Below are 23182 nucleotides of genomic sequence, written 5' to 3' on the forward strand. Positions count from 1 at the left end.
TTAAAAGGCAAAAAATTAAAGTTAAACTAAAAAAATAGTAACACGAATTACATTATTTCAAACCATTTGCCTTTTTTATATAAAGCTCAATAGCACCCGTCATAGACGGAGCATTTGGCAAAGGAGCTTCTATATCAAGTTCTAAACCGGCATCTCTTACCGCCTTAGCAGTTGTTGGTCCAAAGGCCGCAATCCTGGTAACATTCTGTTTAAAATCAGGGAAGTTCACCAAAAGTGAGTTAATTCCTGAGGGACTAAAAAAGGCAAGAATATCATAATAAACATTCTCCAGATCACTTAAGTCACTGGCCACAGTTCTATATATGATGGCTTCAGAGTATTTAAAACCATTAATATTCAAGAATTCCGGTATGTCCTCTTTTCTGATATCAGAACATGGAAACAAATACTTTTCATTCTTATGTTTTTTAAGAATTTCGATCAAATCTTCAGCAGTACGATGACCTGTGAAGATTTTTCTCTTCCTGATAATTATGTACTTCTGAAGATAATTAGCTGTCTGCTCTGAAATACAGAAGTATTTCATATCTGCAGGCATTTCTATTTTTAGCTCCTGACAAATACTAAAAAAATGATCTACGGCATTCCTACTGGTAAAAATTACAGCAGTATGATTAAGTATATCAATTTTCTGTTTCCTAAACTCCTTAATAGAAACCGGGTCAACCTGAATAAATGGTCTAAAGTCTACCTTTAGATTGTATTTTTCGGCTAGTTTAAAGTAAGGTGAGTTTTCGTCTTGTGGTTTTGGTTGAGAAACCAGGATACTCTTAACTTCGCGCATCCTCTCTTTCACTTGATCTGTCATATCAGCAATCAACGATTTACCTGTTGTTAGAATGATTTATTTATTCCTAAACTCAGAATTATTACAAAAGGGATCAATTCTGTGGCGCAAAGGTATGAAAATAAATGTAGATTTTTAAAAGGCGCTGAGCTCAATAATTTAAGGTAAATAATAACTGAGAGTAGTGTAAGTGAAAATATAGCAGCGATATACATATTGTAATATGTAGCAGCATCGAGATGAAAACCCCCAAGCTGGAAAAATGTAATTAGCAACAGCACAAAGCAGGCAATCATTAGAAGTAGTCTGGTAAAATTGTAAAAATGACTATTTATAAAGCCTTGTAAACTATACAGACTGGCGAAATAACCCACTACAATGAGTTTCAAAAAAATGGCTCCAAATACAAGCACCGATATTTGCAACCATGACAATATGGCCTGACCAAAAGTGGATGGGTGAAATATCTCCATTTGAGGCAGTGCCCCAGAAATATTCACTAGCCCCAGAACATTAAACGCTATTACCAAACTGAGAAAAGCATAAACAAACATGTTACTAGCCACCAATGGCCTGCTTTTTAATAAGTTTTCATCTAGCTCTCTTGGGGAAATGGCTCTGGAAAGCCTAAAATACTCAGACATAACTTTCGGAAATCTGTTCATTAATATGGCAAAGAAAATACCTAAAACAACCAAAGAAGAAATCAAGAAATTAAAAAAGGTGTCACTTGACCTGGGGTTGACAACAACAACATCGTCTTTTAATGGATCCAAATTACCATTAATGACCCTGTATGCCCCCGTTGATAAGAGATAAGGATTTAGTGTTTTTGAATAAATAGAAAGAGATACTATGTCATATTCCCCTCCTAGTTCTTGAAAATCAAGAATTATCTTATCAGAAAAAACATCTATCAAACTTCCGTTAACAAAAAGAGAAATCTCCTGCGATGATTGAATTGATAATAAGGCATCTTCATAATCACGCTTATCAATACTTAGTGTAACAATATTCCCTTTAAAGTCCGATTTTCTAACAAGAGGCAGTTGTTTGTTGCCATCAAAAAAATACCATTCATTGCTGAAGTCTTTAACCAAAACAGTATCGGTCTGGGCAAAAGCACCTCCAGAAAAGATTATTAAAATGATAATGTAAAAAAAAACTCTCAATGGCTGCTAATTTGGCTTCTAAGTTATCAGAATCTGGCTACATAACCGAAATGAAATTTGGAGAGATTTAAATCCAGCTCCTGATCTGAAGATTTCCCAAGCGCATAAGCCAGGTTAAGCTGCCCGGTATTCATTTGCAAGGCAAGACCTACGCCTATGCCCAATGGTTGATCTTCTTTGATTAATTCTAATATTGAATTAGTTAGAAACGCCTGATCATAAAACATGAATATGTAAGAGTTGCTTTGGAAGTGAAGTTGCAATTCCATGTTTGAAATTGCTGCTTCAGAGGCAAAAAAGAAATTTTCATTAAACCCCCTGATTGTTTTTAATCCCCCAACCCTCATCAGGTCGTTCTTAAACAGATAATCATTAAATATCCTTGAATAGGATATCCCATTATATAGCACAAAATACTTGCCAAGCCAAAGAGAGTTTGTAATTCTAGCTTTAACTAAATATTGAATACTTTTTTCTTCTACGGCATCTTTAATACCGGCATCAAGATTCCTGTTTTCTCCAATTGCCTTATTACCTATTGCCACTTCTGATTGAAAACCCAAACCACGCTTCTTCAAACCCCTGATGGGCCATTTATTGTATCGGTATCTTAATCCATAATAGTCCAAATTAATATCCGCCAGGTCATTATCTACAACTTCATTGGTTAAAACAGACATATTCCTGTTCCTATAGAAAATAGATAAAGAACCTTTAGCCTGTTTCATATTAAAGCCCAACTCGGCTTCACGATTAAGAAACATGGTGTCCTCTTTCAGCAGATTGAAACTCGCTTCAAAGTTAATGGCTGACTTGAGAATGTTAGGTTGGAAATATTCTACTTCCAAAGTCTGTGATCTGGCCTTTAAGCTTTGCCATTGAAGTCCTAACCTTTTTCCAGAACTAAAAATATTATCCAGAGACAAATCCAACTGACCTGTAATCAACAGCCGTCCATCCTCTTGCTCATTGGGCAGAAACCCTACAATACCATCTATATAGTTTGATTTTACATCAGAAATCTCCAGATGAACAGTTGCTTCTTCATTTTGAAATGTGACAACGGGTACTGACTCAAGATTAAGAAATGTAAGTTCGGATATTCGTAAACCAATTTCATCTACTTTTTTTTGGTTGAAAAGCTCACCTTGCCTGATACCCAAATAAGCTGAAAGCCATGATTTTTTTACTTTCTGAGTGCCTCTGATTGAAATAGAATCAAAACGAATTTCAGGACCAGAATAATAATTTAAAACAGCCGATATTTTATCAGAGTGTATTTGCACCGAATCTAGCTTAATAGCGGTAAAAGGAAGTCCCGCATTCTGACTTTCACCCAATACGCGTTTAAACAATTTGTTTAGTTCAGTTACTCTAATAGGTTTGTCTGTGAAGAACCGCTGCCGAAAACCTGATTTTGATAAAATGAGCTCCGGCACATTGCCTTTCTTTAATTCAGCCCAGCTATATCTGGCCCCAGGGTTAATCATTACCTCAAAACCCGTTGTATTTCTTTTTATATTGTAACTGGCCAATAAATTACCATTGGTACGATAAGATTGAATGATCCTATTCAGTTCATAAACCAATCTGGATGAATCCTCAATTGTCTTTACGTTTTCAATATCTTTTGCGAACTGAGCATCCTTGCCCAAAAAATGAATAATATTTTGCTGGCCACTTATTAACCCGGCATTTAGGAGAAACAATAATATCAAAAGGAAATGCTTTGGCAAGAATTGAAGTATTTTTGAAGTCAACCCAAATGTAATCACTTGGCAGGTATATATATTCATATTCCTTTTTGTAAGCAGGCGTGTCATTATTGTGACTTTCACTTCAGTACTAATTTAAAAAATAAGCAACTGATGATTGAGGCTATCAAGCAGGAATTAGTACTTCAAAGGAATTACTTAAATGAACCTGTACAAACTATATACTTTGGTGGTGGCACACCCTCAATATTAGAAGCCTCAGAGCTTAATGACATATTAGAAACAGTCTCGACTAACTATAATGTAACAACCGAGCCAGAAATAACATTGGAAGCCAACCCGGATGACCTTTCTTTTAGTCAATTGGATGCTCTAAAATCAATTGGAATAAACAGGTTGAGTATAGGGATCCAGTCATTTGATGACGAAGTTTTGAAATTTCTAAATCGGGCGCACAACCGAGTACAGGCCTTAGATTGTATGGAAAATGCCAGAAATGCTGGCTTCGAAAACATCAGTATTGACCTTATTTATGGAATTCCGAATCGGGATCACAAAAAATGGCTAGAGGATTTGGATAAAGTAACTGCCATGAATCCAGAACATATTTCTGCCTACTGCCTAACCATTGAGCCTCAGACTGCCTTTGGGAAATGGGCAAAAAAAGGACAACTAAAGCCCGTTGAAGATGACTATGCGGCAGCGCAATTTGATACTATGATAAGCGTGCTCAGCCAACATGGTTTTGAGCAGTATGAAGTTTCTAACTTTTGCCGAGATAGTTTTTATTCTACTCACAACACTTCCTACTGGCAGCAGAAACCCTATTTAGGAGCTGGCCCGGGCGCGCACTCTTATAACCTGGAAAGCAGACAGTATAACATTCGTAATAATCAAAAATATATCAATTCATTAGCTGAAGGTATTATACCTTTTGATATTGAGCATTTATCAAAAAATGATATCATCAATGACTATATATTAACTGCCATAAGAACCAAATGGGGGATTGATCTTGAAAAGTTAGCAGGACTTGGCTACCTAAATGACACTGATTATATCAACTCACTATTAGCTAATGAGCTTGCCTTTACCGAAAAGAATAATTTAATATTAACTACTACAGGGAAACTACTTGCTGATAAAATATCTTCTGATCTGTTTATAATTGACTAAAATGAAAATTGAAATCTCTCATCAACGCCAAAAGTTTCAAGCCGATCTTAACGAGCCAATAGATATTTCTATTCCAATAAAAAATGGAGCAGAAAACCCCAACTGCTACTATGCCTCTGATGTTGAGTTTAAAACCATAAAAAGTGGTGATTTTGTGGGTAGCGTTGCACTAGGGGGATCTGTGAATTATAAAGAAGTTCGGTTAACCCCACATGGAAATGGCACTCATACTGAATCATATGGACACCTCAGTGCTGATATGTTGGCGAATGTAAACACCCTTTTATCTTCGTTTCATTTTATTGCTGAGCTAATAACTTTAGATATCTCTCAGTCCGGGGAAGATCAGGTGCTGGTATTTGAAGACTATTTGAAAAAGAGAAAATTCCAAACTGATGCTGTAATTATCAGAAGCTCGCCTAATGATAAAAATAAGTTGACGAGAAAATATTCCGGCACCAATCCTGCTTATCTTAACCATCGGATAGCTGAAAAGCTTAAAAAAGAAAAAGTGAAGCATCTGCTCATTGACTTGCCTTCTTTAGATAAAGAGGTAGATGGCGGTGCTCTACTCGCTCACCGGGCTTTTTGGAATATGTCTGAAAGAATAAGGGGTGGCTGTACTGTAACTGAGTTGATATATGTTGATGACGGTATTAAGGATGGACTTTATCTTCTTAATCTTCAAGTGCTTAACATGGAAATTGATGCCAGCCCCAGCCGACCGATACTCTATAATTTAAAACCCCTTTAAATTTCTACGTTTTTAAAAAAATTGGAATAATTTAGAGTTTATGACCAGCGAAGAAAAGAAAGCCTACTTACTACTGAAGTCAGTCATTTTTCATTATCATGGGTTAGACGATGATGAAAGAGAGAATTTAAATACTACCGCTGAGGAGCTAGACGGTCATGATGAACTGGAGTGGGCCAATGAGTTTATCGCAATGGATTATTTCAACTCTTTTGAAAGAGCGCGGGAATACCTTAACGATGTGGTTGGCGATTATCCTAAAGAAAAAAGGGTGATGTACATCGATATGGTTTGGCAGGCTAACAATCTAAAAGGGTATGTTACCGAGCTTGAGGCTACAGCAATGCTGAAGCTTGCTAAAGACTGGAATGTAGAAGCCGATCTTATTGAATTAATCAAAAAGCTTTCTCAGGGCTAATTACAAACTCATCATGTCTTTAAACTTAGCTGCCTGACGTCTGCTCACTTCCACTTTATCCCCACCTTTTAAACGAACCATCAGACCCCCGTTAAACCACGGCTCAATACTTTCAACCCAGCTTAAATTTATAATATGCTTGCGGCTGGCACGGAAGAAACTTCTTGTATCCAGTTTTTCATCTAATGCATTTAAAGACTTATGAATCATTGGCCTGTTATTGTCAAAGTAAACTTTGATGTAATTACCATCAGATTCAAACACCCTAATATTTGAAAGGCTTACAAACCAGCACCTGTCACCATCCTTAACAAAAACCTGATCTTCCAAACCCAATTTCTTCTCTGTAGTTTCTGCAACCTTCGGTTTAGCTGTTGCTTCCGGAAGTTTAGAAATACTGTCTCTCAACCTATCCTCCTGAATAGGCTTTAATAAGTAGTCCAGGGCGTTTACTTCAAAGGCCTTTAAAGCAAATTCATCATAAGCCGTTGTAAAAATGACTTTAGGAACCTCATCCAGCATCTCTAAAAGCTCGAAGCCTGTCTTTCCTGGCATCTGAATATCCAGGAACAGGAGATCTGGAGATAATTCATTGACCATTTCATATGCTTCATCAACATTAGCTGCCTCACCAATTATTTCAATATTATCATATTCCTGAAGTAGCGTGTTTAGTTCCTTTCTTGCTAACCTCTCATCATCAACTATTAGTGCTCTCATATTTATTTTGTGGAATGATTAATTCTGTTAAAACGACATTTGGCGACTCATTGAAAATTTGAAGGGACGCATTATCGCCAAAAAGCAACTCCAACCTTTGTCGCGTGTTCTTCAAACCTAGTCCTGGTTTATTTCTAGAGGTACCGTTAAGCTTAAAGATACCACTATTTCTAATTTGTATCTTAAATTTATCCTCTTCCACGATGGTTTTCAAATATATACTGCCACCTTCCTTCAATTTTGAAATGCCATGCTTCACCCCATTTTCAACTAAAGTCTGAAGCATTAACGGAGGAACAAAAAACATGTTGGAATCAGGATGAATATCGTAGCTGGTTTTTAGCCTTTCCTCAAACCTTATTGTCTCCAGGCCCAGATAATCTTTTACTATCTTAAGCTCTTCGTCAAACCTTGTGACCTTCTTTTTATCGGAGACCAGGGAGTTTCGAAGGATATTGCTTAGTTGTGTGATCGAGTTCTTTGATTTCTTAGGATTCTCATCAACCAGTGCTCTGATGCTATTTAATGCATTAAATATGAAGTGTGGGTTGAGCTGAGATTTGAGGTTATTGAGTTCAATCTCGTTGATGGCCGCCTGATGCTTTAGTGAAATATTATACCGCTCAAAATAGTGATAGATGAAATATAGCACAGACCAAAGAAAAAAGATTAGGGCATAAACGGTTGAAAGTCCCAACAGATTAGAAAAACTCCAGGCTATTTTAGGGTTATACATACCTAAAGGCACAGAGATCATCATTCTGAGAATATAGACCAATACTGCCAGCACAAAAACCGATGCCACAATTCTAGGAATAAGTTTGGCCATATTAAGTGCCAACCAATTTTTAGCTATTACAAAGTTTCTGAATAAATGAGTGGTAATGAGAAAAAGCAAGGCCTCCAATACCCAAAAAGCTATCTGAAAAACAGAAAGCTGCATATCCCCTAATAATAGAAAGCCAAGAATTTGCACAAATGCAAATGTAAACCACCCTCCAATCTGAAGCGACCAATATAGTTTTAGCTTATTCAAAGTTTGTCCTAATGAAATGTTAAAATTAGGCAAAAACCGACTAGTAGATGATTATTTTTTTATCAATGGGATAAATAGAATTTTGAAGGGCTTAATAATCCGTTCGGGCCAGAAATAGCAACAAAAAGCCAGCAATGAAAATAAGTACCCAGGAAAGAATAGTCATTAGCTTTTTGTGATCAGGAAAAACCTCATTCTTGATCATGCCCATAACAATGAAAGCCAGGCCCGCAGAAATATAAAGCGCAAACTCCCAGTATTCAGCTATGAATAATTGATACCCTGAAAAGGCAATCATGATAAGTCCAATAATATACTGACTGTTCCTTGCCATTATTATTTCCTATTTTTTGGAACAAACTTACGAATGATCAGTCTTGTGCCTTTATCATAAGTAAAATAGTTCCATACCCAGTTACTAAAAACTATAAGCCTGTTTCTAAATCCAATAATAGAGATCAGGTGGATAAACATCCAGATCATCCAGGCAAAAAAACCTCCAAACTTCAAATTGCCAGGTAAGTCAACCACCGCCTTATTTCTACCAACAGTAGCCATTGACCCTTTGTCCATGTATTTAAAAGGCACTAGCTCCTTACTGCTAAGCAATCTTTTAAAATTTTTCGCCAGGTGATCACCTTGCTGAATAGCCACGGGCGCCAGCATTGGATGCCCCCTCTCAAACCCCTCACCTTTCATAATCGCAATATCACCTATGGCGAAAAGATCTTTGATGCCATCTACCTGATTAAAATGATCCACCAAAATTCTTCCCCTTTCTATGCAGCTTTCAGGCAATCCGTCTGGATAATTTCCTTCCACACCTGCTGCCCAAATTAATGTGTGGGTTCTTATCTCTTTGCCATTGTTCAATTTGGCTACTGCACCATCATATGACTCTACGAGGGTATTCAGTTGTACATTAACATCAAACTTCTTCAAATACTTTAAAGCCTTATTAGAGGCGAACTCTGACATGCCGCCTAACAATTTCCCCGAACCCTCAAGCAGGGTAATGTGCATCTGATTAAAATCCAATTCAGGATAATCTTTTGGTAAAATATTTTTCTTTAGTTCTCCCAACGCTCCAGAGACTTCCACTCCGGTAGGTCCACCACCAACTACGGCTATATTCATTCTTGAGTTGATCTCCTCAATATCATTGGCAATGGTGGCTGCTTCGAAATTTTGAAGGATATGGCTTCTTAAATCCAATGCCTGTGGAATCTGCTTTAAGGGAAAAGCGTTATGCATAATGGACTGGTTGCCATAATAGCTCGTTTTTGAGCCTGTGGCTATTACAAGATAATCATAATCGAGAGGGCCAATTTCTGTTTCAATCATCTTCTCCTCTGGATTAACCTTATAAACCTCGCCCATTCTAAAAAAGAAGTTCTTTACGGGCTCAAGCTGCTTTCTGAGCGGATCGGCTATTGAGTCAGGCTCCAACCCGGCTGTTGCCACCTGATATAATAATGGTTGAAATGTGTGATAATTGTTCCTGTCGAAGAGAACAATTTGAACGGGGAGATTTTTTAATTTTTTGACGAGTTTAACCCCGGCAAAGCCTCCACCAATAATAATAACTCTTGGATTTGATGTTTTAGGAACTGGTACCATTTACTTGCACTTTTTTTGGTTCAATTCACCTTTTTTATGGCGGTGTGAAGTTACATGCAAGAGATGTGATATATATTGAAAATCAGTAAAATATATTAAAGCTAATAAGGAACTCTTTTTTTCGTTTTAAGCTTTATACTATTACATCATTAATTCATAGTTGATGAGTTTTAAGGTTTTGGTTTGATAATAAAAATGCCGCTTTGTCAGTGGCATTTTTATTATCTTTTTATCACAATAGCTTCTTACTTCAAAGTATCGAAGAATTTCATGGCCGACTGGCCTAAATTATTGGAGATAATTTTTTTGTACTCTACACTTTCAAGAAACCCTCCATTCATAAACTCTGCCAGAATAGGCGACCAGTCATTAGACTTAGGCATAATTATCCCGAACTCTTCAGTTTTATCATCTCCACCAGGATGTCTTTTCACTGATTTTCTATTTTGAATGGCCTCAAAATAATAAGTAAAATCTACATTGGTAAATTTCTTTGAATCCGCCACAATAGCATCCATCGCCTGAGCAAATGAAGGAACGTACTCAATTTTCATTGCAGGAAAATACTGCTTCTTAATATCTAGAATTCGCTTTTCATTGGTTGAGTTCTTAATGGTAACAGCGGACATGCCTGCAAACTTTGATGAAATATCAGATAGCTGCGTCATTGTAGGCACGTTACTATTAGTCAATATCATACCAATGTTAGTTATATAAGGAGGGCTGAAGTTATAGACGCCTTTTCTGGCTTCAGTAATTGTTGTATTACTTAAACCAAATACACCGCCTTTTGAAGCTTTCACTTCATCCAGAAATTTTGTGAAGTCATTTGGGTTCTTGGCATTGTAACTCATCGAAACCTTGATGCCATGTTTTTCCTGAACATATTCCTGAAATTCCTTCATGATATCAACGCAAATGCCTGTCATTTCACCAGAGGCATTTTTAGAGGCAAAGCCCGGTGCTTCTGAATAGGTTAAAACCCACTTGGCTGACTTGGATGCTTTGGCTACAGCAAAAGTGTCTCCCTGACTTTGGGCAGTTGTCAAAGAAGAAAAAATGAGCAGTAATGCTACTGCAGAATAGAGTTTAAAAAGTGTTTTGAGCATGATGTTAACATTTTATTAAAAATGAAATCTATAAAAAAATATTAAACATCGTAACAAAAAACGCTAAAGTAGGAGGATTTTTAGGCTAATTCTTTGGCCAAAAAACGTGCTGTGTAACTATTTTTATTTTTAATTATCTGTTCTGGCGACCCCGAACAAACTATAGTTCCTCCACCTGATCCACCTTCAGGGCCCAAATCGATAATATGATCGGCCACTTTTATGACATCCATATTGTGCTCAATAATCAAAACGGTGTTGCCTTTGTCTGCTAAGGTATTTAGCACATCCAACAGGTGCTGGATATCCTGAAAGTGCAGCCCTGTAGTGGGCTCATCGAGAATGTAAAGTGTTTTACCTGTGTCTTTTTTGGATAGCTCAGTAGAGAGTTTTACGCGCTGCGCCTCACCACCAGAAAGGGTAGTGGCGTGTTGACCAAGCGAGATATAATCAAGCCCCACTTCATGAAGTGTTTTGATCTTGCGGACAATTTTAGGAAGGTGTTCAAAGAAATGAACGGCCTCTTCAACTGTCATTTCCAGCACATCGGATATTGATTTGCCTTTATACCTGACCTCTAAAGTCTCTCTATTATATCTTTTCCCTTTGCAGGTTTCGCACGGAATGTGAACATCTGGCAAAAAGTCCATTTCTATGAGTCTCAAACCTGCACCTTCACAGGTCTCACAACGACCACCTTTGACATTAAATGAAAACCTGCCTGGCTTGTAGCCACGAATCTTTGCTTCTGGTAATTCTGAGAATAAAGACCTGATATCTGTAAAAACCCCGGTATATGTAGCCGGATTAGAACGTGGAGTACGGCCAATTGGTGACTGGTCCACTTCTATAACCTTATCTAAATACTCAAGGCCTTCCACTTTCTTATATTCAAGGGGCTCAGTTCTGGAGCGATAAAATTTTTGATTCAGAATTGGGAAAAGGGTATCATGAATTAAGGTCGATTTCCCACTTCCTGAGACTCCCGTAACCAATGTGAGTGTTCCTAAAGGAATGTCCAGGTTTACATTCTTAAGGTTATTGCCTGTTGCTCCTTTCAACTTAAGATGTTCCCCTGTTCCTTTTCTTCTTTCTTTAGGGATTTCAATTTTTCTAGTCCCTTTTAAGTATTGGGCTGTTGTACTATTGAGTTTCAAAAATTCTTCCGGAGTGCCTTGTGCCACAACATGTCCTCCATGTCGGCCTGCACCAGGGCCAATATCAATAACATAATCAGATTCCATCATCATTTCCTGATCATGCTCCACTACAATGACTGAATTGCCCAAATCGCGAAGATCTTTTAAGGCCTTAATTAATTTGACATTATCCCTCTGGTGAAGTCCAATACTTGGTTCATCAAGTATGTATAAAACCCCAACTAACTGTGTTCCAATTTGCGTTGCAAGCCTGATCCTTTGGGCTTCACCCCCAGAAAGCGTTTTCAGAGGTCTATTTAAGTGCAAATAATCAAGACCAACATCCAAAAGAAAACCTATTCGCTTTCTTATTTCTTTCAGTACTTCTTCAGCAATCCTGTTCTGTTTATCATTCAGCCTGGACTCTAGCCCTTCAAACCAAGCCCTTAAAGTTTGGATATCAAATAAGGCAAGTTCAGCTATGTTCTTATTGTCTATAAGGAAATGTAGCGACTCTTTTTTCAGCCGCATGCCGTTACACTCGCTGCAAGTTTGAACGATTGTAAAGTCATTCACCCACTGCTGAATCTTTTCTGACCCACCTTCACGTTGCTTTTCTAAAAAGTGAATAATGCCTTCAAACTTAGTATTCCAGTCCGTGCCTGGATATTTTACTGAGCTTACCGCCACTGGCACATCGTCACCATATAGCAAAATATGAAGTACATCTTCAGGTATATTCTTTATTGGCGTGGTAAGGTTTACCTTGTTACGCTTTAGAATGGCTTCAATCTTCTTAAAGATCCAAATGTCCCTAAACTCGCCTAGTGGCAAAATGCCTCCTCTGCTAATGCTTAGGCTTCTATCTGGAATTACTGATTCTTCAGTTATATCTTCGGTAACACCTAGTCCATTGCACTTTGGACATGCGCCATATGGAGAGTTAAATGAGAAGTTGTTAGGCGCTGGTTCATCATAAGAAACCCCGCTTTTAGGATCCATCAGGTATTTAGAAAAATGATGGACTTCATTATTTTGGTCAAGAAGCATAATAACTCCCTTTCCTTCCTTCATAGCAGTGCCTAATGATTGACTGATTCGATATCGATCATCCGCCTTAGCTATTATTCTATCTACTACTACTTCTATATCGTGCGTCTTGTAACGGTCGGCCTGCATTTTAGGAACCAACTCCATAAGTTCCCCATCAACTCTTACTTTGGTATATCCTGATTTTCTGACCTGCTGGAAAAGCTCTCTGTAGTGTCCTTTTCGTCCCTTTACTATCGGTGCTAAAATGGTCAGTTTCTGTCCATCAAAATTGTTAAGAATGTGATCCAGAATCTGATCTTCAGATTGCCTGATCATTTTCTCGCCAGTAACGTATGAGAAGGCTTCACCAGCCCTGGCATATAACAGCCTTAGAAAATCATATATTTCTGTTACCGTACCTACAGTAGATCTTGGGTTACGGGAGGTTGTCTTTTGCTCTATGGAGATTACCGGACTCAGTCCATTGATCTTGTCTACATCTGGTCTTTCCAAATTGCCAATAAACGAACGGGCATAGGCAGAAAAGCTTTCCATATACCTGCGCTGACCCTCTGCATAAATAGTGTCAAAAGCCAATGAAGACTTACCACTTCCGCTAATACCGGTAATAACTACAAGCTTATTTCTCGGAAAGGTGAGGCTTATATTTTTTAGATTATGCTCACGCGCACCGATGATTTCTATGGAGTCGTAACCTGTATTGTCAACTGGTTCTTTCTCTAAAACTCCTTGTGATTTGGTCATGCAGATATTGGTGCCTTGTGAAATAAAAACACAAAGTTCGGTCTTTAGTTATTCTTTTACAATTGTAGTGCTAAATGAAAATCCTGATCAAAGATTTAGGCTACTTCTCTGCCTCTTGTAATTTCAAGCAGGTTGAACCAATCAGCGCTGTCCATTTTTACATCCAATGTTTTGGTTGCAGACTTTACCCTTTCAGGGTTCATAGTACCGATAACCGGAACAATAGGGGCGGGGTGGTTTTGTAGCCATACTAATAGTAAATCTCCAATGGACAAATTATACTTTTCAGCCATGCCTTGAACCTTCTTGTTTTCCAGAATACCTTTAATATTATTTCCTCCACCCACTGGTGACCAGGCCATTAAACCTAAGTCATGCTTTTGAAAGTAATCCAGGGTACCATCAAACATAGGTTCAGAAGCAAAAGCCGAAATCTCAATCTGATTTGTGACCAATGGAATACCGCAATCATTCTTCAAAAAACTAAACTGATGAGGTGTAAAATTTGAAACACCAAAATGCCTCACCTTGCCAGCAATCTTTAATTCATCAAATGCTTCACCAACTTCCCGTGGCCTTATAAGCGGATTAGGCCTATGGATTAATAATAAATCAAGATAATCTGCATTTAGGCTTTTCAGACTTCTGTTTACTGAATCAATAATATGGGCCTTTGAAGTATCATATTGCTTTGCCGTGTGATGCGGCCTGTTTTCGGAAATGAGTTTAATGCCACACTTGCTTACAAGCTGTATGTCTTCTCTCTTGACAGCGGAGTTTTTAAACCATTTGCCAAATATTCCTTCGCAGGTATAACCACCATAAATATCAGCATGATCGAAGGTTGTGATTCCAGACTCTAAAGCGGCCTCAACTAGTTTTTCAAACTGGTTTTGTTCGATTGAGTTAATGTGCCACATCCCTAAAACGATAGGGCTAATATTTAGTGTTGATCCTGAAAGACTAATTTTATTCATATGATAAAATTAGAAGCTTTTAAATTAAAGACAACTAACAACAGCCCCCTCCATCATAAAAATGAGTCGATTCTGAAATAAATATATCGTCTCTTTTTAAAGACGCCAGTGCTCCAGCAGTCTTATCACAAACAGACAACGGTTGATTTGGCATAAGCACATGTCCCTTGTGGTCATCAAAATATTCTTCATCACCATAATAAATGGCTGTTTTACCAGTAAAAACGCACGGCCCATCTGCTGGCATAGGATCTTTTATGGCACATACTTCCACACTCTCAATAAATATGTTAGTTTCAGTATCATAATGCTTTGGATCCAGAATTCTATATGGTCTTTTTGCCCTGATTTCAACAGTGCCAAAACCCACATCAGTAATCATTTTAATATAATCATTCAGTGGCAACGCCCCGCTTAAGCATAGCGCCCTCAGTCGCTCGTCATTTTGTAAAGCCTCTGGCATGGCCTGATCACAAACTGGATCTGAAAGCACCAATCTGCCATAAGGCTTCAAAACCCGATACATTTCTGAAAGTGCAGTCTTTAAATCATCTCTCGTGAAAATATTGAACAGGCAATTTTGAGCTGCTACATCAATAGTTTCATCCTCCACTGGTAAATTAAGGGCATCACCTTTTCTCAGATCAACAAATTCAGACTTAAACCAAGGGTTTTGCTTCTCCGCTTCTTTGAAATTTTGTCTGCTGGCATCAATCATCTCATCTACCACATCAAGGCCAACAACTCCACCAGTTCTTCTGCTAAAATAAGAGAACTGCAAAAGCTCCATACCTCCGCCTACACCCACATATAAAATGGTTGGGTTATTCACCAAATCCCTGGGATTCACGGTGCTGCCGCAGCCATAGTTCATGTCCAGCATGCGCTTTGGAATTTCCAGGCCTGGTAGCTGCCACACGGGCGTAGTAGTACAGCACAACCCTACATCAGGAGTTTCCGCTGCCCTTTTATAAACATCTTTAGTGGTTTCTAAATAAGTCTCCATTTATAATCTATTGATTAATTCTACGTATAATTCAGTTAGTTTTTCTTCAGCCTTTCCCGCAATTGCAATAATTTCAGCAATATCAACCGCCTTTAGATTATCAGGATCACAATCATCGGTAAGTACAGAGATAGCGCAGCATGGAAGACCCATATGATTGGCTACTATTACCTCTGGCACGGTAGACATACCAACAACATCAGCACCTATATTTCTTAAATATCTGTACTCAGCCCGTGTTTCCAGATTAGGGCCAATCACAGAAACATATACACCCTCATTGAGTTGAATTCCTTTCTCTTTTGCAATTGCCTTAAGTTCTGAGTTTAGCTTTTCATTGTATGGCTGACTCATATCCGGAAAACGTGGCCCCAGCTCATCATAATTTTTCCCGCGTAGTGGATTGTCAGGCTGAAGATTAATGTGATCATCAATCAGCATGAGCTGACCCTTTTTCCAATTCAGGTTCATGTTTCCCGCAGCATTGGAAAGGAGCAATTGCTTTATGCCAAGCATTTTTAACACCCTTACCGGAAAGGTGATTTGCTGCATGGAATACCCTTCATAATAATGAAAACGGCCGTCCATCGCCAATACTTTTTTACCATGGATTGTACCATACACTAATTTGCCATCATGAGACATGACGGTAACCAAAGGAAAATGAGGAATGTCTGAATACTCAATGGTCTTGATTACATCCATGGTGGCAATAAACTTACTGCCCAAACCAGTACCTAAAATGACCCCAACTTCAGGATTTTCTATGCCCTTGGACTGTAAATAGTCAGCGGCATCTCTTATCTGTTCAATCATACTTCAAATATATTGTAAAAGAATTACGCAACTGTACCCTGACAGCTTGAACCAGCTCCAGCAGTGCATCCATAGCAATGTTGATTGATTGCAATATTTCGTTTTGAAAGCTTTTCAAGATCGAAGTCCTTAATATGCTGGCCTGCCGATTTTTCCACCTTCATATCAAGCATCTGATTAAAATCACAATCATACATGTAGCCATCATAATCAATGGAAATGGTGTTTCTGCACATTACACCTTTTACTGCCGAAGGGTTAAATGCTGCAACTAGCTTTTCCATATAATCTTCATAGTTCTCAGTCCTTATCAAGAACTCCAAAAAGCGGCTTATTGGAATATTGGTGATGGTGAATAAACTATTAAATTCAATATCAAAGTTATTTTTGAGCTCCTTTTTAAAATCCCTCTCCAGTTCTGACTGATCACCTGGTAAGAAAGCACCACTGGGGTTATAAACCAAGTCCAACATCAGCCCTGAACCTGGCCTTCCATAACCAATGGCATTGAGCATTTTTAGCGCCTTAATTGATTTATCAAACACTCCCTCTCCTCTTTGTCTGTCTGTCTTATCAGGTTGATAAAATGGGAGCGAGGAGACTACCCTTACATTGTTTTCCTTGAAGAATTCCGGTAGGTCGTGGTATTTCGGATTAGCCAGAATGATGGTTAGGTTTGACCTTACAATTATCTCTTTGACACCAGCTTTGTTAGCTTCCTCAACAAACCACCTGAAGTCAGGATTCATTTCCGGTGCCCCACCTGTTAAGTCCAGCGTATGAATATTTGTTTTACGAAGAACTTCAAGACAATATTCCATCGTCTCCCGAGTCATGATCTCCTTCCTATCAGGGCCTGCATCTACATGGCAATGCTTGCAAACCTGATTGCACATGTACCCGACATTAACCTGAAATATTTCAATGGCACCAGGTTTTAAAGGGAATTCTCCTATTGGCTCTAATTTTTTCTTAAATGTTGGCAGCTTTCCTTCACCAAATATTCCGTTAGATAAAATCTTCACCTGGGTGGTTTTATCTGCAAGATCATGATGTTGGGCTAACAGTGATTTTGACATAGTTATTTTTTTACATCGACAATTTCTTGGCTTTATTCATCATCTGAACACCGTGAACCAAAGATGCACCGCCTCTGATAGCAGCTGCAACATGTACGGCCTCCATCATTTGCTTTTCAGTAACCCCTTTTTCCAATGTATCAGACGTGTAAGCATCAATGCAATATGGACACTGAATAGCATGCGAAACTGCCAGGGCAATCAGGGATTTTTCCCGTGCTGTAAGACCCCCTTCTTTGAATACTGCTCCATAATAATCAAAAAACTTCTTGGCCAAATCGGGCTCGAAGTCAGCTATATCTCCAAATTTTTTAAGGTCTGCGGGGTCGTAATAAGTCTTATCCATGTGTTAATTAAATTTAGATGATGAAGTTAAGGCTTTAAACACTTAAAAGGCAAAATTGATTTTGTTAACTCTCATCTAAATAATAAACATGTCAAGTATAGGACGTTTATAATAGCGAATTCCAAATCTGGTTGATTCAGAATGAAGGAATATGAAATGATAAGGGCAGTTCAAAAAGTCACTTACTCCTTTTACGACTTATTTTTTACTGCCCTTTAAAAAAATTAGATTGGATTAATCACCTAGCAAAACCAGGTGGCTCTTCCACTCTTGCGGAATACTATTAACATCCAAAATTCTTAATTCCTTTTCATCAATGCTAGCGGTTGACTTAGACAAAGTTTCCACTATGATGTCTGTTTCCAATTTATACATAGCACCTGTTGCTGGATCTACTATTAGCAGGCCTAAGGCCCCACCAAAAATCAAATTTCCAAAGTACCAGCCATCAATTTTACAATTTAGAGGTACTACTCTATCATCATAGCCATCAAGACTAAAATGTACTTGGTAACTGGCCCGTTTAAAATAACCCTGACCAGACTTAAGGCTTAAGGTCGCAGGAGTAGTTCCTTCAAAGACACTTCTTCCTTTTCCATCGGTAATTTTTAATTTGGCACTGGCTGGCTTGCTATTAATAACAATAGGATAGCTGCTTTTACTAACAATTGAGGCACAACTTGAGAATATTATCACTAATAAAACATGTAAGGTGTAATTCGTTTTTCCTTTCAAAAACATAAATTTTGATTTAAATAATACTAAAGAGTAAGTATTACAATAATCGTTAAATAATTATTAGTAAACCCAGATATCTTAATCTAAATAATAGGAATAGCAATTTGATATGATTTCCCTCGCCTCACTTTAAGATTGTCATCCCGAAGCCATGGGTTATGCCTTTTCAATAATTTATAGTTTATGCCCTGGTCTTTAGCGAATTGAACCAGATCTTTTATATCCGACTCTATGGTAACATAGCGCAATTTCTCTGACTCGTAAAGATGGCTGGCGTTAATGTTGAAACCGTATTTTTTTGGATTCTGAAATATCTCCTTAATGGCCAGCACCCTAAAAACATAACGTGAGGTTTCATCATTAAGCATCAAATCATAATAAGACCCCTCCTGTTGGTTATCCAGCGCTCTTCCCAATCCAGACATGCCCCTGTTGTATGAAGCCGCCACGTTTGTCCAGTTACCAAACTTTTTATAGGCTTTGTTTAAATATTTGCATGCTGCCTCGGTAGACTTAATTGGGTCATATCTTTCATCAACATCATTGCCTATTTCCAAGCCATTCTCCTTTCCTGCATCTTTTCTTATTTGCCAAAAACCTACTGCATTGGCAGGAGATACTTCGTTCATAAAGCCTCCCTCAATGGCGGCCAAATATTTAAAATCTTCAGGTATGCCATTTTCCCTTAGTATTTTCTCCATTTCTGGAAACCATTTGTTAGCCCTCTTCATAAGAAATATCGTGCTGCTGTGCCAATAGGTATTGATATGAAGTTCCCTATCCAGGCGCTCGCGTACATCGGGAATGTTAAGCGGCACTCGCTCCCCTGCAAATGTAAGGGTGTCGGGCAGCTGCAACGAGATGGCATTTCTATACTCTTGAAATTCCGTTGGAGGCAGGTCTATATTTTTAGGATAAAATGCCTGACTTGCCGGAGTTGGCTCATTGCCTCTTTTGCTTTCATTGTATTGTATGTAAGAACATACTACAATGAGCGTTAGTAATGAGATAGCATGTGGTAGGTATTTCATAGAATTTGAACTTATGGGCTTCGTTTAAACCATAACGCTTCCTACAGTTAAAAATTCGGTGAAAGGAGATATTTAGCATAAAATTCATCAATGGCTGCAACTGCTTCCGTTGGTGTATCCACTATCTTGAATAACTTAAGATCTTCTTCATTTATGTTTTTCTCAGCTAACATAGTTTTCGTTATCCAGTCTAAAAGCCCTCCCCAATAATCGCTACCTACCAGAACAATTGGGAATTTGCCAATTTTTTTTGTTTGTATTAAAGTCATGGCTTCAAAAAGCTCATCAAGAGTACCAAAACCTCCTGGCATAACTATAAAGCCCTGTGAGTATTTTACAAACATTACTTTGCGAACAAAGAAGTAATCAAAGGTGATCAGTTTATCCTGATCTATATAGTCATTCCCCTTTTGCTCAAAAGGAAGAATAATATTTAAACCTACAGACTTACCCCCCTGATCTTTAGCTCCTTTGTTTCCAGCTTCCATAATACCAGGACCACCTCCTGTAACTACACCATATCCATGGCGTACCAATTTGGCTGCAATCTCCTCGGCCATTTTATAATATTTATGATCTGGTTTAGTTCGTGCAGAGCCAAAAATGGAAACACAAGGCCCTATTTTTGCCAATTTTTCAAAGCCTTCAACAAACTCAGACATGACCTTAAAAATCACCCACGAGTCATAACTCTTAATCTCATTCCAATCCTTTTCTTCAAATGCCCTCAGAATTTTTTGCTCTTCATCATTGAGGTCTTCGATCTTGCGTATATTATCAAGTTTAGTCTTTTTCTGTGTCATAGCTTAAAAAATTAATGCGGGTAAACTTAAAGAATCGGCTTTACTTTTTATAACAAATCCTCCAGTGCTTTCTTAAGTTCTGGAAACTTAAAATTAAATCCCACCGACTGGATTTTCTCAGAGGAGACCCTGCTGCCACCTAATACCATGGCCGCTCTTTTTCCAAGGATGATTTTTAATATGAAGCCTGGTACGTTTGGCAAAAAGCATGGCTTACCAAGAACTTGGGCAACGGCTTTTGTAATTGTTTTATTCGTTTCCGGGTTAGGCCCTACTGCATTGAATATGCCTTTCACATCCTTATTTTCAACGGCATAAATGAACATCTCGCAGAGATCATCAATATGTATCCAGCTCATGTACTGATCTCCTGAACCTAATGGGGCACCAACCCCATATTTAATAGGTTTTGCAAGTTCATAAAGTGCTGCCCCTTTTTCGCTAAAGACAATGCCAATACGCAATTTGGCCGTTCTTATTCCTAAGGTTTCAATAGCATCAACTTCTTCCTCCCAGGCTTTGGTAACCGTGGCCAGGAAGTCATCCCCAAACCGACTGCCTTCCTTGACCCAAACACCACCAGTATCCCAACCATAATAGCCAATGGCAGAGGCTGAAATAAAGCTTTCAACTTTGTGGTCAATTTTTTCAAGTGTGGATTTTATAAGCTGTGTGGACTTCGTTCGGCTATCCAATATCTCCTTTTTTCTCTGAGGAGTCCACTTTTTGTCTGCTACACCAGCCCCGGCCAAATGAATTATGGAATTTACATTTTCAAAGGCCTTTTCATCAACAGTGCCTGCATTAATATCCCACTGAAAAGATTCTATACCATTTTTAATCCCAGATGAGCGGGACAGGTATTTAACAGTGTAATTTTTTGATTGAAGAATTTCTGTCAGGCGTGTACCCACCAGTCCGGTACCGCCTGTGATAAGAATAGTCTTGGGCATAGAAGTTGTTTTACATAATGCAAAACGACTGCGCCTATAAAATGTTATTAATTTGTGATAACAAGCCTTTTCACAGCAGCTTCACCTTTAACGGAAATCCTTATAACATATACCCCTGAAGACAAGTGAGGATTCAGCGTTGGCTGGTTGATAAAATCAACCCGGCCTTCAAAAACTTTATTATTGGAAATATCGAAGATTTCTACTAATGTAGAATCATCGCACTCAAAACAGCTCAATGTTATTGGGGCTTCTGAAACACTTGGATTTGGAAATACCTCGATAGACGATGAAGGAAGGCCATTGTTTACAAAAATGACATCAGAATATTCGTATACACCATCAAAGTCAATAATCTTTAATCGGTAATAAGGGCCTTGTCCGGTACTGATTTGCTGATTAAACTGATAGTTATTGACGTAGGTAGAGTTGCCATGTCCTTTTATCGTTTTGTGAAACGGTTTAAAGGCCAAATCCTGTTCAGCGTATTCAACCTGAAAATAGTCGAAGTTAACCTCAGTGGCTGTTTTCCAATTGAGATGTAATATGCTCTGGCTCATAAAACCGTTAAACTCAATTAACTCAACCGGTAATACCCCTCCATTTTCCACAAAGTTAAACAAGTCCTCATCCTCAGCTTCAAGGTCATTTTCGTCTTCAATATTTTCGTATGGGCTCGAAGCGCTACCACTACAGCCTCCATATCCATTACAACCATCAATTTGTCCACCACCAGTCACATTGGAAGTACCATAAACATATAGGTTATTGGAATTATTTACGTTACCATTAGTCACACTTAAATTTCCACCAACCACTATCCTACCTGTGTTATTTAAGTTGAATGCACCATTGCTTAAGTTCAAGTTGCCTGTAACTATCAAAACAGCTCCCGCTCCAAGAGTAATAGTTCCCTGGCTCATATTTAAATCTCCATCTACGTATAAAGTGTCATAAATAGTCAAGTTTGGTCCAGACCCAGCAATGTTGAGCGTTACTGCCGACCTTATATAACCATATAGATCAATCACTGATGCACTCCCATGAGTTGGATTTCCCGGGTTATCCAATGGGCTTGCTGCAGGAGTATGGCTCCAAGTGGCATCATCAGACCAAAGGCCGGTATAATTATCATTTGAAGTATAAGAGTTTTGACCGAACGACATTTGAAAGGTCATAAGGAAAGGGATCACCACATATAATTTTCTTACCATTGCAACCAGCTTTTTAAACAATATACAAATATAAGTACCTAACAATAAATGTTTTACCCGTCTGTATAAATTAATGCACGCGTGTATGGTTCAGACAATTAATGTCCATATTTGAAAGAACTTAAAGTAGGTTAAAATGGGCTTGGCAAACGTTTTAAATATTATGAATCAGAATGATGCTGAGAAATATTTCGCTCTATAAATTAAACTTTTGACGCAATAAATTTTGTCCAAAAAAAAAGGGGTACGGCTTTTTGAAACCTTAAATTTGTATCAGCAATAAAAGATTCCACTCAAATATTTAAAACAGAGAATAAAATCCAATGAAAAAGTTACGGTACACGATAATCGCTCTCTTTCTGACTATTTTGGTAAGCTGTAGTCAAAAAAATGAGACCGACTCATATGCAGGTTTAGATTATGAAGAAATATGTGAAGAGTTTGATAAATATGCCTTTGAACAAAAGGCATTGCTGGATCAAATAAGAGCAAAATATAAAAGTGATAAACATTTTATAAACTCATTCAATCAAGAACAAATAAGCTGGATTCAATATCAGGATAAAAGGCTTAGGGCTCTTTACCCTAAAGACTGGGATACATATTATAGAAAAAATTATGGAGAACCCGCGTTTAATGGGTGTAAGTGCAAAGAGTTGATAAGGCTCTCAAAAATCAGAAATGAAGACTTAAAAATCTATTTGGAAGGTCCGGATGCCGGACAAAAAGATTGCCCTATACAAGGGAACAATTAA

General features: G+C 38.1%; 23 protein-coding genes. 4 read left to right on the forward strand and 19 right to left on the reverse strand.

All coding sequences use genetic code 11. From position 1 onward, the window contains the following. Nucleotides 1–52: 52 nt before the first annotated feature. From RIB54_RS20820 to RIB54_RS20830, 3 genes are read right to left on the reverse strand one after another with little or no spacing between them, the layout of a single operon-like run. Nucleotides 53–829, reverse strand: coding sequence for a uroporphyrinogen-III synthase (locus RIB54_RS20820; protein WP_350068967.1), 777 nt, complete (start codon nucleotides 827–829; stop codon nucleotides 53–55). A gap of 26 nt (nucleotides 830–855) precedes the next feature. Then, nucleotides 856–1980 carry a DUF4271 domain-containing protein gene (locus tag RIB54_RS20825; RefSeq protein WP_350102793.1) on the reverse strand — a complete coding sequence of 375 codons (1125 nt, stop codon included), beginning with the start codon at nucleotides 1978–1980 and terminating at the stop codon, nucleotides 856–858. Nucleotides 1981–2006: 26 nt separating this feature from the next. Beyond that, nucleotides 2007–3818 (reverse strand): POTRA domain-containing protein, encoded by a 1812-nt coding sequence (locus tag RIB54_RS20830; RefSeq protein ID WP_350102795.1) that lies wholly within the window; start codon nucleotides 3816–3818, stop codon nucleotides 2007–2009. On the opposite strand from RIB54_RS20830, the gene hemW reads away from it, so the two are divergent. The 3 genes from hemW to RIB54_RS20845 are packed head-to-tail and all read left to right on the forward strand — an operon-like array spanning nucleotide 3756 to nucleotide 6043. Further along, nucleotides 3756–4871, forward strand: coding sequence for a radical SAM family heme chaperone HemW (gene hemW, locus RIB54_RS20835; RefSeq protein ID WP_350102796.1), 1116 nt, complete (start codon nucleotides 3756–3758; stop codon nucleotides 4869–4871). The genes RIB54_RS20830 and hemW overlap by 63 nt on opposite strands. Nucleotide 4872: 1 nt before the next feature. Further along, the gene (locus RIB54_RS20840; RefSeq protein ID WP_350102798.1) at nucleotides 4873–5625 is read left to right on the forward strand and encodes a cyclase family protein; all 753 of its coding nucleotides are present in this window, start codon (nucleotides 4873–4875) and stop codon (nucleotides 5623–5625) included. 40 nt (nucleotides 5626–5665) lie between these two features. Further along, entirely contained in the window at nucleotides 5666–6043 is a 378-nt protein-coding gene (locus RIB54_RS20845; protein WP_350102799.1) for a hypothetical protein, read from the forward strand. Here the strand turns inward: RIB54_RS20845 and RIB54_RS20850 are convergent, their stop codons facing one another. The 16 genes from RIB54_RS20850 to RIB54_RS20925 form a co-directional block, all read right to left on the reverse strand. Beyond that, nucleotides 6044–6763 (reverse strand): LytR/AlgR family response regulator transcription factor, encoded by a 720-nt coding sequence (locus RIB54_RS20850; protein WP_350102800.1) that lies wholly within the window; start codon nucleotides 6761–6763, stop codon nucleotides 6044–6046. It abuts the gene before it with no gap. Then, a complete protein-coding gene (locus tag RIB54_RS20855; protein WP_350102802.1) occupies nucleotides 6744–7799 on the reverse strand; it encodes a sensor histidine kinase in 1056 nt (351 codons plus the stop codon). The genes RIB54_RS20850 and RIB54_RS20855 overlap by 20 nt, the downstream gene beginning before the upstream one ends. Nucleotides 7800–7890: 91 nt before the next feature. Beyond that, the gene (locus tag RIB54_RS20860) at nucleotides 7891–8133 is read right to left on the reverse strand and encodes a hypothetical protein (RefSeq protein ID WP_350102803.1); all 243 of its coding nucleotides are present in this window, start codon (nucleotides 8131–8133) and stop codon (nucleotides 7891–7893) included. A gap of 2 nt (nucleotides 8134–8135) precedes the next feature. Next, nucleotides 8136–9419, reverse strand: a complete 1284-nt coding sequence (locus RIB54_RS20865; RefSeq protein WP_350102805.1) for an NAD(P)/FAD-dependent oxidoreductase — start codon at nucleotides 9417–9419, stop codon at nucleotides 8136–8138. A 245-nt stretch (nucleotides 9420–9664) separates the two neighbouring features. After that, entirely contained in the window at nucleotides 9665–10528 is an 864-nt protein-coding gene (locus tag RIB54_RS20870; protein WP_350102806.1) for a substrate-binding periplasmic protein, read from the reverse strand. Nucleotides 10529–10608: 80 nt separating this feature from the next. After that, entirely contained in the window at nucleotides 10609–13464 is a 2856-nt protein-coding gene (gene uvrA / locus RIB54_RS20875) for an excinuclease ABC subunit UvrA (RefSeq protein ID WP_350102807.1), read from the reverse strand. Between the two features lie 95 nt (nucleotides 13465–13559). After that, the gene (locus RIB54_RS20880) at nucleotides 13560–14441 is read right to left on the reverse strand and encodes an aldo/keto reductase (protein ID WP_350102808.1); all 882 of its coding nucleotides are present in this window, start codon (nucleotides 14439–14441) and stop codon (nucleotides 13560–13562) included. A gap of 34 nt (nucleotides 14442–14475) precedes the next feature. After that, a complete protein-coding gene (arsM, locus tag RIB54_RS20885) occupies nucleotides 14476–15447 on the reverse strand; it encodes an arsenosugar biosynthesis arsenite methyltransferase ArsM (RefSeq protein WP_350066904.1) in 972 nt (323 codons plus the stop codon). After that, on the reverse strand, nucleotides 15448–16263 hold the full coding sequence (locus RIB54_RS20890) for a purine-nucleoside phosphorylase (protein WP_350102810.1): 816 nt from the start codon (nucleotides 16261–16263) through the stop codon (nucleotides 15448–15450). A 23-nt stretch (nucleotides 16264–16286) separates the two neighbouring features. Next, complete coding sequence (arsS, locus tag RIB54_RS20895; protein ID WP_350102811.1) at nucleotides 16287–17342, reverse strand: arsenosugar biosynthesis radical SAM (seleno)protein ArsS; 1056 nt, start codon at nucleotides 17340–17342, stop codon at nucleotides 16287–16289. 10 nt (nucleotides 17343–17352) lie between these two features. Next, complete coding sequence (locus RIB54_RS20900; RefSeq protein ID WP_350066898.1) at nucleotides 17353–17688, reverse strand: arsenosugar biosynthesis-associated peroxidase-like protein; 336 nt, start codon at nucleotides 17686–17688, stop codon at nucleotides 17353–17355. 234 nt (nucleotides 17689–17922) lie between these two features. Then, nucleotides 17923–18429, reverse strand: a complete 507-nt coding sequence (locus tag RIB54_RS20905) for a hypothetical protein (RefSeq protein ID WP_350102812.1) — start codon at nucleotides 18427–18429, stop codon at nucleotides 17923–17925. An 80-nt stretch (nucleotides 18430–18509) separates the two neighbouring features. Beyond that, a complete protein-coding gene (locus RIB54_RS20910; RefSeq protein ID WP_350102813.1) occupies nucleotides 18510–19457 on the reverse strand; it encodes a lytic transglycosylase domain-containing protein in 948 nt (315 codons plus the stop codon). A 47-nt stretch (nucleotides 19458–19504) separates the two neighbouring features. Then, nucleotides 19505–20260 carry an LOG family protein gene (locus tag RIB54_RS20915; protein WP_350102815.1) on the reverse strand — a complete coding sequence of 252 codons (756 nt, stop codon included), beginning with the start codon at nucleotides 20258–20260 and terminating at the stop codon, nucleotides 19505–19507. Nucleotides 20261–20307: 47 nt separating this feature from the next. Continuing rightward, complete coding sequence (locus tag RIB54_RS20920; protein WP_350102816.1) at nucleotides 20308–21213, reverse strand: TIGR01777 family oxidoreductase; 906 nt, start codon at nucleotides 21211–21213, stop codon at nucleotides 20308–20310. A 47-nt stretch (nucleotides 21214–21260) separates the two neighbouring features. Continuing rightward, nucleotides 21261–22427 (reverse strand): T9SS type A sorting domain-containing protein, encoded by a 1167-nt coding sequence (locus RIB54_RS20925; protein ID WP_350102818.1) that lies wholly within the window; start codon nucleotides 22425–22427, stop codon nucleotides 21261–21263. Between the two features lie 323 nt (nucleotides 22428–22750). Between RIB54_RS20925 and RIB54_RS20930 the strand changes: the two genes are divergently transcribed. Next, on the forward strand, nucleotides 22751–23182 hold the full coding sequence (locus RIB54_RS20930; RefSeq protein WP_350102820.1) for a hypothetical protein: 432 nt from the start codon (nucleotides 22751–22753) through the stop codon (nucleotides 23180–23182).

The organism is Fulvivirga sp. (assembly GCF_040218215.1).
Lineage (GTDB): Bacteria > Bacteroidota > Bacteroidia > Cytophagales > Cyclobacteriaceae > Fulvivirga.